The sequence below is a fragment of the Paenibacillus sp. NPDC057967 genome (assembly GCF_042887015.1).
Lineage (GTDB): Bacteria > Bacillota > Bacilli > Paenibacillales > Paenibacillaceae > Pristimantibacillus.
This window is the reverse complement of sequence record NZ_JBHVQB010000009.1, coordinates 327,475-340,724: the sequence shown is the minus strand read 5'-3', so window position 1 is coordinate 340,724 and position 13,250 is coordinate 327,475. Positions and strand designations below refer to the sequence as shown.

Genomic DNA, 13,250 nt, shown 5'->3' with positions numbered 1-13,250 from the left:
GCATATTCATTTCTCGTTGGTGGGTGAAGCATGAGGTGATAGAATTTCCGTTATTTTCGGAGCAATTGCAGCTCATTAGCCCGCACAACAGCCTGCCCGCGTCGCTTGACGCCAAGTTTGCCAAAAACTCTGGATACATGCGTCTTCACCGTCGTCTCCGTAATGCCGAGCTGCTCCGCAATATCTCTATTGGACATCCCCTCAGAGATAGCTTCTAGAATTTCCAACTCTCGCTTGGTGAGCGGCTCCAACAGGTCCGCTTGAACTTCATCCGAAGCAGCTCGCGAGAGACTTTCTTTTGCCGCAGCTAACCCCCCTTGCGAGTCTCCTTCAAGCAAATGGATATAAATCATGCGTGTTGTGATCAGCTCAAGCACTTTCAAATCTCGCTCAGTAAATACGCCTGGCACATGCCTGTTTTCCATATAGAGGTAGAAGTTAGAAGACTCACCCGGTACTGAAAATGGCATGCACAGAATGGAGCGGGGCTTCCAGGAGGCGATATAATCATCTCTTATCCAATAGCTTTGTATCGTGTCATGAATGACGATTGGTTCGTTCGCTGCCACGGTATGCCGTAGGACACTATCCGCATATAACCCCTCTTCCCTGTCTGGCGACATCTCCAGCTCAGCTTCAACCATGTAGCGCGCATGCTCGCCGCGCAACACCAATCCGCGGTCAGCACCTGAATGACGGAGGGCAGCATACAAGAGACGATCTGCCCATTGTCCATGGCCCAGTTGCTCGAATCCGTTAAGAAGCTGCTGCAGCAGCTTGTCCTCCCCTGTGGAAGCTTCCTGCATCTTCATGTTCTCATGCTGCGGCATGTACAGACGAATGGGATCTGCTTCGCCCTTCTGCACCCGCTTCCCTTCGACTTCATATAACTTAGGCGCAACACCTAACAGATTCGCATGTTCGCTTCTGATTTGTATTACTTTCGAAGTCACACCCCAATTCGAATACGCCGTACCTGCGTCCAGCATCGCGATCATTGCTCCTCCGCTGCTGATCAGGTCCTGTTTATAACATATCGCAAGACGCTCACAGACAATTCCCTCCATAAGGCCGTACTTCTCAGTTCTAGCCTGCTTAACCGCATTGAGATAATGACTAAGAGCCTTTTGCTCATTCCCGGCTAATCGCTCGCATTCCGCTTTCACGAGCAGATGGGCCGAAGAGCCTGAACCGAGGAAGCCCTTCCACTTTCTCATGCTGCGTAATTGCGCATTCAGCGCCTTGCGAATTCGTCTTTTTTCCACTGAGTTCGCTTCGGGATAAAGAGAAGCTAATGTTAACGCCTCGAATAGACGCTGCTTCCGAATACGCGCCCAATCTTCAGCAAATTCACTCTCCCTGCTGCGCTTCGACCAATATAGTGCCTCTGGGTATCTGCCTGACAAGTAAGCAACCTCAAGCTTGCATACGCAGCTGTAATTATCCTCCTCGCTCTGATCAGCATTCCCTTCAGCCTGTTGCGGAATCGCTGCGAATCCCGTCATAAGCGACTCATCTTGCAACGCAGCCAAATAATCTTTTGCGATCTGCACCATTTCGAGAGTTTTATCATTGGCGCTTTGACCAATATGCTCCGTGAAAAATCTCAGTAATTCCGCTAAATCATACAAGCTGCCGTTATGCGTAATCAAGCAAGTGATCATCGCGATATTGGCAAACTCTTTGTCCCCGTGCTCTACGCAGCGGCGCAAAGCTTTATGGAGCAAATTAGACGCCTCAAGCGGTTTCTCCAACTGCTTGGCCATTCCGCTAACAAAAAGAATCCGGTGAACCCGGGAAACATCTGCCGCTGTCACTGATTCCAGATCCAAAGCCGGAACAACCTGGGCATAACCCGGAAGCACCCTCTGCATCAAAAGATTGTAACTGCAAATCAGCATAGCTAGCGGCTCGTTCATCCCCCTCCCAATTCCGTAACGGATAAATCGGGCACAGAGATCAATAAGCGCTTCCGCATTATGCATAAGCAGCGGGAGGAAGCACATTTCCATATGCTTGCACTGGTTTAAGTATTCTTCATCATCATGGAAGGGCAGCAATGGCAAGCTATGGCGCTTTCGATACAATACGGATTGAGTTTGCATCACTTCCTTCATAACAACCAGCTTCGAAATGCCCTCCCGATACTCCCAGCCGTATGCGGCCAACGCTTCTTTTGCATACTCCACAGCAATATCATTTTCCACAAATGTATGAAATTGTATCAAGGGTGCCCATATCTGAGAACGCTCCGCTCTGCTCAACCTACGGTCACGGCTTTTCAAATCAAGCAATAACTGACGTCCCTGCCGGGGATTGCCAAACATATAATCCGACCAGGCGGCAACCAATTGCAGTTGAACATATGCTGAGCCTGTCTGCGGCTCCTGCTCTTCATCTACTATCATGAGTCCTGCTTGCGCATAACGCTTTCCTCTCGCGTACTGCCCTTCAGCAAGCGCGTTCTGCCCGGCTTCAAGGTTAAGCTCGGACAGTTGTCTTCTTTCTTGGAGCATCATGGCTCCCGAACCCAAATTCAATTGATCCACTGCCGCCAGAAACGTATGGACGCCGTCCTCCGACTGGCTGCGCTGCAGCAGTCTTCCAATCGTCAGATGACGCTGCATATTCCCTTCCGGATCGAAGGCATAAGCAACTTCGCGTATATAGTCATGCAGGAACAGATACGTTTTCTCCTGTACTCCATCTGCTGCCGTATCATCCTCGCATCCAATCATGCCTCCGACTTCGGCAGCATGAAGCATATCGGCAACAGTATCTGATGTGCATGCACAGGCTTCAGACAATATGGACAGACGAAAGGACTGTCCTATCGCAGCCGCCATCGCCAGCATTGACTTCACTTCATTCGCTAATCCGGCAAAGTCCGCTTCCATCAGTCCGCGATTCGGCTCCGAGCGGCTGCTTTGCTGTATCAATTCCGGGTCCCATATCCATCGGCGGCGGCTTTCATCAAAGCTCAGCTTCTGCTCCCGCAGCCAGCTTCTAAGCAAAACTTCAATCATACCTGGATTTCCGCCTGTCTGATAGAAGAGAGTACTGGCCAGCAAGCGAAGGCGGAGCGACTCCTCATGCAAAGCATCAGACAGATAACATCGTATTTCTTCATATCGCAAGGGCTGCAAGTCCGACTGCTCAACGGAAATGCCAAGTTCATTAACGGACATCCCTGGGATAACCGTCATCTTATCCGAGCTCCCAACAGTAGTCCCACTCCAACCCTCTGTACGAAAAGCTCCAACCAAGAGCAGCCCGGGAGCCCCATTCCGCTCTGCAAGCGCTTTTATCACTTCAAGCGTGTTGGGGTCGGCACCCTCCAAATGATCCATAAATAAAACAAGCGGAGGAAGGCTTGCAGCCATACAACTGATCAGACCTGGCAACAGCTCCCCGAATCGGCTCCGGTCGTCCTCATTGGAGATGCTTCTCTTTTCTACCCGATCTGCTCCGAATATCATTCGCATGTCAGGCAACATATTTGTTAAGATCTCGGCTTCTCGCCCGTAATCAGACCGGAGCTTGTCTTTCAGCCGTTCCATTACATCAGCAGGCTCGCTCCAAAGCTGCTGAAGCCATTGCTGCAATGCTTGAATAAGCTGCTCATAGGGTGTGGCTTTTTGCCCTCGAGCGCTTCTGCCTTCTACAAACCGTCCACCCTGCCGCACGGTATTCTCTCGAATGCTGTGAGCGAGTGCCGTCTTTCCGCTCCCTTCCGGACCTGTCACCCACCGAATGGCTTGTCTGCCTTGCGAGGCCTGCTTAAGCCCAGACTCCAAAATGGCCCTTTCAGTGTCTCGCCCATACAATATGCTCGGCCACCGAAACGTACGAACCCGATCCAACCGTCCTAACTCAAAAGGAATCGGCTCTCCATTACCCTCCAGCATAACCCGGCATTGGTTCAGATCATCCAGCAAGCCGTATGCGCTCTGGTAACGCTGATCCGGGGATTTGGCCAGCAGCTTCATTATAATCGTCGATATCGGGCTATCCCATTCCGGCCGAATCACTGATAGCGGAAGCACCGTCTTAAAGATATGTGCAGTCTCCCAATCCCGGTCGTTGTCAGGCTGCAGCGGCAATTGCCCCGACACCAGTTCATAGAATATAACGCCCAATGTGTACAAATCAGAGCGTCCGTCCGGTATCCGATTAAGCCGTCCCGATTGCTCCGGTGATCGGTAGGCGACTAGCGCATCTTCACTTCCGGTCAGTCGCGCTTCCTTGCCGTCATTTAATATTTTTATATTATACGGATTCAAATTCCCTATTACAGCCGTCTGTTGATGCTCGCGGCAGACCATCTCCGTCAATATAACGGCAAGCTGTAAAAAGTCTAGCAAGTCGATAGACGCACCCGGCCAATATTCCTTAAGCATGTTGTCGTTGCTGCTCATGAACTCACCTGTCTATCATTGTGATATTAATCGTTAGTTACATAGATTTTAATACGTGGTGGGACCAGAGTCTAGCTTTGTCGGTTAATAAGACATACGATCTATTTAATTACTGTTCCCAGTCTTACCCCATACCCTGCCTACCCCAAGGTTCTTAGACTTAAAACAACGCCAGTCCCTCCATCAAAAATGTACGCCTCTTCTCAATAAATGAAAGAATAAACGCTCGCTCTGCCTCAAACACATCAATGCTATGCCTTCTATGCGGATCAAGATGAACAAAGGCTGCTATCAATTGCTGCAGTTTGTTAATTTCAGGCTCTATCTCCATAACCGTATAATGATCACGAAATATACTTTGTAAAAGAGTACGATAGGACAATCGAAATGATGGTGTATCCAATAAACGTGCAGACAGCGTATTGTATCCTTCCAGCGGAAGGGCCGTATGATTTAACTCATTTCCGTTCACATTTCTTCCCCAGGTTGCATCATAATCCCATGGAATAATAAAAAATCGCCCCTTTATAGAGTCTCTATATAAAGCATAATTATGAATAAATCCATCGAAATTTTGTGTACAGACTGCTCCTGCCAACCATCGAAGGTACTGATTGACGTCCAGATGTTTTTCGATTTCAGCTTCAAACTGCGCTATCGGAGTCGTATTGATTTTGAAAATAAGTGTACGCAAATATGCGTCATCATCGGCAGTACCGTGCTTTCGCTGGTAACCGGATTCAAGAGAATCCTTAACAGTAGATGTTTTAGGATGAACAAGTGAAAAATTTGCATTCGAATTAATAGCGTAATAGATCGGTCCTTCTGATAGATTTCTCTTTTGCAAAAAGTTCCTATCTACAGATTCGATCATCAAATAAATACCTGCCAAATCCCCATTAATATACAACAAAATATGATTTGCTTGTGGTGACAGAGCGCCAATGCGTGAAAAAAAATCAAAAGATAGTTTATTTCGTATAAGCGACGGATCTGCGTACTCCGCATTGAGATGAATTTCCCGTTCTCCTCTGTATATTTCCGGTGAAACAAATTTGATTTGGAATGACTTTTTCGGGAAACCCCTAGTATGTGAACCGCGATAGGCCAGCTTTACTTCACATTCTTCTTGATCAAGTCTTAAGATTGCTGAAATCCATATCGTTGCGCGTACATTGTGATCTAATTTAGCGAGTTGTCTAGGAGTAACAGATAGATGTAGGCACTTAAGCTGGAGGTCGTTGCTTCTGTACACTTTGTCACCTGCTTGCAAGTTCATTTTATCTTAACTTATTTACGTTTTTACCAAAATGTTACTAGATTTACGTTGATTTACCTTTTCAGCCGGGAGCAAGTCATGTCCACATTCGTATGATGAAGAAACAAATTAAGGAGGGAAGCAAATGAAGAAATTAGATAAAAAAGCACTTAAACGAATTGTTGATTCCATCGAACCTGATCTTCAAGTTTATTTGCACAAAAGTCCTAAAAAATCAAAATCCCATGATTGCACAACAACGTCCACGACTTCCACTTCACAACATCACAAAAAATCTAAGCGTTGTAAAAAAGCCAAGCATTGTAAAAAAGTGAAGCGTGGACCAAAAGGAGCGACGGGCGCTACTGGTGCTACTGGCTCTACGGGCTCTACAGGCTCTACCGGCGCTACTGGCTCTACTGGCTCTACTGGCTCTACTGGCACTACTGGCTCTACTGGCTCTACTGGCGCTACTGGCTCTACTGGCGCTACTGGCGCTACTGGCTCTACGGGCTCTACTGGAGCGACCGGAACTTCCGGGCCGGCTGGACCTTCTGGACCGACAGGCCCTTCTGGACCGACGGGGACGACGGGTGTGACAGGAGCCGATGGTGCCACTGGCGCTACGGGGGCCACTGGCGCGGACGGAGCGACGGGACCTACAGGGGCCGATGGCGCTACGGGGGCCACTGGCGTGGACGGAGCGACGGGAGCTGACGGAGCCACTGGTGCTACGGGGGCCGACGGCGCGACTGGACCAACCGGACCTACAGGGGCCGGTGGTGCGACTGGTGCCACTGGCGTGGACGGAGCCACTGGTGCTACGGGGGCTGACGGCGCTACAGGACCAACGGGACCTACAGGGGCCGATGGCGCTACAGGACCAACGGGACCTACAGGGGCCGATGGCGCTACGGGAGCCACTGGCGCGGACGGAACGACGGGAGCTGACGGAGCCACTGGTGCTACGGGGGCCGACGGCGCGACTGGACCAACCGGACCTTCAGGGGCCGATGGCGCTACGGGGGCTAACGGCGCGACTGGACCAACGGGGCCTACAGGGGCCGATGGCGCTACGGGCGCCACTGGCGCGGACGGAGCGACGGGAGCGGACGGAGCCACTGGCGCTGATGGTGCAACCGGACCGACGGGGCCTACAGGGGCTGACGGCGCGACTGGTGCTACGGGCGCAACAGGACCTGAACCGACCTTTTTTACTAAAGTTATTAACTTTGGCGGTAATAACGCAGGATTCCAGCGTATTGCAGGATCGCCAGGAGCACTTTCAAATGCTATTCCTTATGTTGATGCTGCTGACGGAAGTGTGGTTGCCTTTTCCGGGGCGATTTCCGTCAATAACTTGCCGATAGGAGTTTATCTCTTCCAGGTATGTTTTGATGTGGTTAATACTTCAGTAGTACCGTTAGCAGCTAATATCATATCCACAATTACGTTAACAACCACAGCTGTATTGTCTGGAACAATCATTTTCTCTGTCAGACCCACAGATGTAGGACCACAACCTGTACGTGTTTCCAATGGTGCTGCATATGTAGTTACACCTAATGCTACTGTAACATGGACGAGTAATATCGCTGGGGATCCTGTCACAAGAAATGATGCAATCTCTGTCTTCCTCGACATGAACGTGACCCAAAATGCCGTTTACTCAGTCTATATTTCGACTGCTGTGTAATTTCTAATGAACAGTGATGACTTGTTAGGTAAAAGCCCAACTACTCCAATCTGATAGGACATATAACCATTGGTAGGCGCACGCATAAAATGATAAAGAGGCATCTCTTGTCTTATTATTGACTCAATGGCGGGTACTTTTTTCCGCCATTTTTATTTTTAATGCTAGCTCACTCTAACTATAAAATGAATAAAAGCACATTTTTACATAATATTAGTGTAAGCATCCAATAGCAATCACCTGTCTGAATACATAACGAACCGAACATTGGATGGCATTCACTTGGTGAACTTTAGCTGGCAATCCTTTTTTCAATGACCTGCAGGGTCTGGCACCAAACATCACTATTACATAGTTAAACAAAGTAGATAATACATGGTAGAAAAACAAAAACAGCCCGACTCCCGAAATCTTCGGAAAACGCGCTGTTACTGTATTCTTAGTATGCTGATGAGGGGAATTGGAACCCCGACTTACGCATTTCGAATAGTACGTTGCTCTACCCCTGAACTACACCAGACTATTCATCGCAAACGACGATGTTCCAATGTAAAATCGACAGATAACAAAACGATGTCAAGGGGTTTTGTAATGCCCTTCCTTCCCACGTATGCCGCCGCTTCCTTCCGCATACCTATGTAATAATACTCTGCAACAGAAATTATGAACATAAACCGCAGCATTATGTGCCTTCAGGTTACTTTGCATGACCCGCGGGCCTTCATCGCATGAATAAAAGCTATTTTGCCGCTCGTGCTCTACGAATTGCTCGTTATTATCTGTTGCACACATAACCCTAAGCTTCTCCCGGCCAGTCCAGCTTCTAGAAGAAACTCTTAAGGAAAGTGGTGATGCCTCCCGTGCTCCAACGTCAGAACAGACTGCAGATTGAGCTGGTTTCCGCCACCATTAACATGGTGCTTACCGGCGACGCCTACAGCGGCCATGTTATGTACCCGATCAGGTCATGATATCTTATCCTTCTCCTTAGCGATGCAATTGCCTTATGATATACTGAATAAGGCTAATTACTCGTAACGGACGAAGGTGATCCCCATTCAATTTCTGGCCATGTTAACGATGTTAATCGACCATATCGGCGTGGTCTGGCATCCGAATGATACAGCCTGGCGCATTATAGGAAGATTGGCGCTGCCGTTCTACATCTACGCCATGGTCATCGGCTACTCCCGTACCCGGGACGTTACCCGCTATTTGACCAGAGTCGGCCTATTAGCCGTCATTTCCCAGCTTCCTTACCAGTTTGCCTTTCCAACATATGGGCTGGCAATCAATGTCATAGCCACACTGTTTTTCTGCCTGCTGACCTTGCTTTTGCTGGATTGGCTAAAAGGAAAAGCGATAGCTTCCTTCTTGGTCATAGCCGCAGTCATGGTGCTATTGGAAGCCCTTCCGTTCGATTATGGCGGATATGCGCTGTTATTAATGCTCATTTACCGATATGCCACACCTCACATGATGGTTCTGCTTCATTTGGCGCTTAATGTGTTTAGTATATTTTATAAAAGCTGGACACTTCAGTTGTTCAGCTTGTTGTCGACGTTATGGATCGTTTATATGCCTGCCCTTATGGGGAGCATGGATCGCATACGCATGCCGCGTTTCCTATGGCGAAGCTTCTATCCGCTTCACCTGCTTATCATTGCGATAGTCTATTATGTAATGAATCCTTAATTAATCAAAAGTCTACATCCCGGGCTCCTCTGCGAGCTCCAGCCTGGTCAGCAGTTCATTCAGCTCTTGCTGGCATTGTTCGGTCGTCTCCCAAGCAGATTCGTCATGAAGCAGCTTCGAGATGAACAATTGCACGTCAGACTGAAGGCTCAGCTCCTCTTCCCAGCTCCGCTCCGGTTGTCCTTCCGGATGCTCATATCCGGCATACATCAGGAACAGGAACAAATGTCCGAGGCCGAACCAGTCGCTGGACGGAAGCGGGTTTCGCATACGCCTCTTGATCGCAGAAGCGCTGCCGGATGCGTCGGAACCATCCGCTTCTCCCAATGCCTTCTGCAGCTTGGATGGAAGCCGTTCGCCGATCCGGCAAGCAAGCCCAAGGTCAATCAGGAACAGCTTTCCGTCCTGCTGCATGACATTGGGAATGCGCACATCCCGGTGGACGTAACCCTGTGCATGGAGGTAAGACAGCGGACCCATAAGCGCCTTTAAGACGGCAAGCCCTTCAGTAGCCTTGTACGTCATCCCATGCTCGTATATCCCAAACTCCAAGTTGTGACCCTCAATATATTGCATGATAAGCGCTTCATCCCGCCGCCTGACGCCGTAATTCAGCCATCCCGGAATTTGCGGATGCTCTAGTGATCGCATCAAGTCGCTTTCTCTTCTGAGCAGCTCGATTCCTGTGCTGCCTTTGCTCGGTTTATTGCGCTTGAGCAGCACCACGCTGCTTGTTGACAGATCCGTACAAGCATAAGCCTGGCCGTAGCTGCCCATACCGAGCAGGCGATCAATCCGGTATCTGTCTTCCCAGATCTCCCCCGGCTGCAGCGGATAGTCGCGCCAAGCATCGATAATCTCCTTGAGTTTTTCGGCCATTTTGCCCAACATTTACTCATCAGCTCCTGACTATAGCTTACAGACGCGCACCTTTCCTGTCGAGTGCGAGAAAAGGCATTCTGCTTAGAAACCACTTGATAGCAAGCGCGTATAATCTAACAACGCCATTAATGATTTACCCCATTCAATAAAGGAGGTTATCGCATGCTCAAGCGCATCTTATATTCCTTATCCGGTCGCCAGCGGTACGGCTACCACCACTACAGCAGCAGCGACTTCAAGAAAGGTTATTATCCGCCGCCGCATTATCCGCATCCTCACCAGCCGCCGTATCCGAATCAGCACGCTGGACATCCGCCATATCCGAACGGACATCCGCCTTACCCGAATCAACATGCGCCGGGTCAGCCGCCATATCCGCAAGGACAGCCGCCTTACCCGAACCAATATGCGCCGGGTCAACCACCGTATCCGCAAGGACAGACGCCTTACCCGAACCAATATGCGCCGGGTCAACCGCCATATCCGCAAGGACAGCCATATTATCCGCCGCACCAGCCGCATCGCTATAATCATCATTATGGGCACGGCTATTACAAGAAAAAATGGAAATACAGCAGCTCCTAGCATTTGTTAGGAAAGTGTGAGCAAAATAAACATTCTCCTGACTATAGATTCATAAGAGGCTAAAACGTTCAAGGTAAAATGGGAAAAACGCAATCGGAGGTGCATAGTACAATGATGCGAGTTATTACCTTCAAAAATCGTTCGGTCCCTGTCTATTACCCTAACGAACAATCGGCATCTGTAGATATGCTTCATCATAAATTGTACGAGATGGAACTGGACTTTGATTTCAGAAAAAGATGGAAACGGATCAGATCGGTCGAGATGGTGCGAGACGTTGCGATATTCCAATACAGCGACGGCACTAAGTTATATCTGGAAGTCAGCTAGAACTACTCCTCATTCCTATTACAAAAACCAGCCGGGCCCTTAGGGCCCGGCTGGTTTTTGTATAATTGCATACGGCGTCTCTATATGCGGCTTGCGGCCTTCTGTTTTTGCGGTCCTGCCGCATCTACGAAACTCGCCAGCATCGACGTATCGATAACGGTCGGATCCATCGGCATGCCAAGCAGATAGCCCTGCACATAATGACAGCCCCACTCCTTAAGCAGCTCATATTGCTCCTTGTATTCTACGCCTTCTGCGACCACTTCCAGACCGAGCTTCCGCATCAGCCCGATGATCGCCTCGACGACATGCCGCTCCGCGCTTTGCAGATCGATTCTGCGGATAAAGCTTTTATCGAGTTTGAGGCTATGAACGGGCAATTCCATAAGATGATGAAGGGAGGAAAATCCGGCCCCGAATCCGTCCAACGCTATCCGAATTCCTCCTGCCCGCAATTGCGTAATAGCCATAATCGACTGTTCGGATGAATGCATCATAATATGCTCGGTAATGTCCAGTTCCACCGATTGGCGCGACAAACTGAATTCCTGAATGACATTCCATACCGTCTGGACAAAAGAGGGATCTTGGAGCTGGACAGGTGAAATATTTACAGACATCGTCAGCTTGCTCAGCCCGTATTTCGTCATATCAGCCAGCATCTTGCAGGCTTCACGAAGCACCCACTCGCCAATGGGAATGATCAATCCGTTGTATTCGGCGATAGGGATAAATTCATGCGGTGAAATGAGGCCAAGCTCGGGATGCTGCCAGCGAATAAGCGCCTCGAACCCTCTCAGCCGTCCGTCCGACAGCCGATAAATCGGCTGATAGCTGAGATGGAACTGTCTCAAGAACAAGGCCGGCCGGAGCCCCATCTCAATAGCGATACGCCTGTTCATGCGATTCGTATCCTCTGCATTGTAGAATACCGTCCGGTTGCCGCCCTGTTCCTTCGCTTGATACAACGCAGATTCCGTACGGCAAAGCAACCTCTCGCTCGTGAGCCCGTCTTGGGGAAACAGGCTGGCACCAATACTGCAAGTCATATAGAGCTCCTTTCCCGAATCAGAGACAGGCTTCTCCACCTCATGCTTGATCCCATCTACCGCTTTCCAGCATTGCTTCGCTTCTTTCCCAACCTCCATCATTACAAGAAACGTATTGCTATCGATCTTGTACACGCCCGGTTTTGCCGCTTCTGAATACGCCGCTTCCGTTTGCTCCAGGCGAGCTGCAATGATCGTTAATACGTCATTGCCGAAGGTTGTGCCTCTTGTCTCATTGACACGATAAAATTTGTCCAAATCCACCAATGCAACCAGCAATCGCTTACCTGATACGCGCGCGCCCTGTATCGCTAGCTCTAGCTGCATGAATGCCTTGCCGCGTCCAGATAATTCGATTGGCCCCTCCATCTGGATCCCTCCGTCCTTTTTTCGTTCCATTGTCGTACTTCTATAGTCGCATAGAAATATTAGGAATGTGCAGAACAGACTTTTAGAAGAATGTTAGAAATTTTAACGGATTACCTAAATAATGCTTGTACAGGGGATATAGACAAAAAAAAGTACCCCGCCATGAGCGGAGTACGATCTTTCTTTTCTTATGAACAGACTCGCCCGGGTGATGCGAAAACTCTCCCGATGACTTTAAGTAGCAGCCTGTGCCGTATACTTGTAACCAAATCCCCACACCGTTCGAATCAGCTTGGGTTCCTTCGGATTCTGTTCGATCTTCTTGCGAAGATTCACAATATGTACGTCAATCGCACGGTCTGTGACAAACGAATCAAAGCCTCTAATGGCATTAATCAGCTCTTCCCGGCTGAATACCTTGCCCGGGTGTGCAAGGAACAGCTTCATCAGTTCATACTCCGAGAAGGTAGTCTCGACCAATTGTCCGCGAACGAGAAGCAGACGTCTCTCTACGTCTAGCTGTATCGGCTCTTCTTCCTCCACCGTCATAGAAGCTGCGGCGACCTGTGCGGCTGACTCTCCAAATACGGTATGCGATCTTCGAATTAATGCCTCGACTCTCGCCGTTAGCTCATGCATGCTGAATGGCTTGCACAAGTAATCATCCGCTCCGGTCTTCAGCGCTTGCACGCGCTCGGACACTTCACTCTTCATGGACAGTATCATAATCGGTACTTGAGAGACGCTCCGTATCTGCGCACATACCTCAATACCATCCATATCAGGCAGCATAAGATCAAGCAGAACCAGGTGCGGAACGAATGAATCCGCAAGCTGTAGCCCATCATTCCCGCGATAAGCCTGCTTCACACTGTACCCCTCTTCCTGCAGATACATGGACAGCATATTGCTCATCATGACGTCATCTTCAATAACCAAAACTTTATACATTGGCGTCACCCTTTAAT

General features: G+C 49.3%; 9 protein-coding genes and 1 tRNA gene. 4 read left to right on the top strand and 6 right to left on the bottom strand.

Annotated features, from left to right (window positions below; genetic code table 11):
• Positions 1-50: 50 nt before the first annotated feature.
• Positions 51-4,418 (bottom strand): AAA family ATPase, encoded by a 4,368-nt coding sequence (locus tag ACFVSO_RS23615; protein WP_387478328.1) that lies wholly within the window; start codon positions 4,416-4,418, stop codon positions 51-53.
• Positions 4,419-4,578: 160 nt separating this feature from the next.
• Positions 4,579-5,673 (bottom strand): CotH kinase family protein, encoded by a 1,095-nt coding sequence (locus ACFVSO_RS23610; protein WP_387478325.1) that lies wholly within the window; start codon positions 5,671-5,673, stop codon positions 4,579-4,581.
• A gap of 334 nt (positions 5,674-6,007) precedes the next feature.
• Between ACFVSO_RS23610 and ACFVSO_RS23605 the strand changes: the two genes are divergently transcribed.
• A complete protein-coding gene (locus tag ACFVSO_RS23605; RefSeq protein WP_387478322.1) occupies positions 6,008-7,372 on the top strand; it encodes a collagen-like protein in 1,365 nt (454 codons plus the stop codon).
• A gap of 445 nt (positions 7,373-7,817) precedes the next feature.
• Here ACFVSO_RS23605 and ACFVSO_RS23600 read toward each other — a convergent pair.
• Positions 7,818-7,891 (bottom strand) — tRNA-OTHER (locus ACFVSO_RS23600).
• Positions 7,892-8,419: 528 nt separating this feature from the next.
• Here ACFVSO_RS23600 and ACFVSO_RS23595 point away from each other — a divergent pair.
• Positions 8,420-9,067 (top strand): TraX family protein, encoded by a 648-nt coding sequence (locus ACFVSO_RS23595; RefSeq protein ID WP_387478319.1) that lies wholly within the window; start codon positions 8,420-8,422, stop codon positions 9,065-9,067.
• Positions 9,068-9,079: 12 nt separating this feature from the next.
• On the opposite strand, the gene ACFVSO_RS23590 is transcribed toward ACFVSO_RS23595, so the two are convergent.
• Complete coding sequence (locus tag ACFVSO_RS23590; protein WP_387478316.1) at positions 9,080-9,958, bottom strand: serine/threonine protein kinase; 879 nt, start codon at positions 9,956-9,958, stop codon at positions 9,080-9,082.
• A gap of 153 nt (positions 9,959-10,111) precedes the next feature.
• Here ACFVSO_RS23590 and ACFVSO_RS23585 point away from each other — a divergent pair, with 153 nt between their 5' ends.
• Both ACFVSO_RS23585 and ACFVSO_RS23580 read left to right on the top strand, forming a co-directional pair.
• Complete coding sequence (locus tag ACFVSO_RS23585) at positions 10,112-10,534, top strand: hypothetical protein (RefSeq protein ID WP_387478313.1); 423 nt, start codon at positions 10,112-10,114, stop codon at positions 10,532-10,534.
• A 111-nt stretch (positions 10,535-10,645) separates the two neighbouring features.
• Positions 10,646-10,864, top strand: coding sequence for a hypothetical protein (locus ACFVSO_RS23580; RefSeq protein WP_119802805.1), 219 nt, complete (start codon positions 10,646-10,648; stop codon positions 10,862-10,864).
• An 80-nt stretch (positions 10,865-10,944) separates the two neighbouring features.
• On the opposite strand, the gene ACFVSO_RS23575 is transcribed toward ACFVSO_RS23580, so the two are convergent.
• Both ACFVSO_RS23575 and ACFVSO_RS23570 read right to left on the bottom strand, forming a co-directional pair.
• Entirely contained in the window at positions 10,945-12,312 is a 1,368-nt protein-coding gene (locus tag ACFVSO_RS23575; RefSeq protein WP_387478310.1) for a putative bifunctional diguanylate cyclase/phosphodiesterase, read from the bottom strand.
• A gap of 204 nt (positions 12,313-12,516) precedes the next feature.
• Positions 12,517-13,233, bottom strand: a complete 717-nt coding sequence (locus tag ACFVSO_RS23570; protein WP_387478307.1) for a response regulator transcription factor — start codon at positions 13,231-13,233, stop codon at positions 12,517-12,519.
• Positions 13,234-13,250 lie beyond the last annotated feature (17 nt).

Coding starts and splice junctions, on each gene's coding strand:
- ACFVSO_RS23615 (WP_387478328.1), bottom strand. CDS start 4,418: ATGAGCAGCAACGACAACATGCTTAAGGAATATTGGCCGGGTGCGTCT.
- ACFVSO_RS23590 (WP_387478316.1), bottom strand. CDS start 9,958: ATGTTGGGCAAAATGGCCGAAAAACTCAAGGAGATTATCGATGCTTGG.
- ACFVSO_RS23585 (WP_387478313.1), top strand. CDS start 10,112: ATGCTCAAGCGCATCTTATATTCCTTATCCGGTCGCCAGCGGTACGGC.
- ACFVSO_RS23580 (WP_119802805.1), top strand. CDS start 10,646: ATGATGCGAGTTATTACCTTCAAAAATCGTTCGGTCCCTGTCTATTAC.
- ACFVSO_RS23575 (WP_387478310.1), bottom strand. CDS start 12,312: ATGGAACGAAAAAAGGACGGAGGGATCCAGATGGAGGGGCCAATCGAA.
- ACFVSO_RS23570 (WP_387478307.1), bottom strand. CDS start 13,233: ATGTATAAAGTTTTGGTTATTGAAGATGACGTCATGATGAGCAATATG.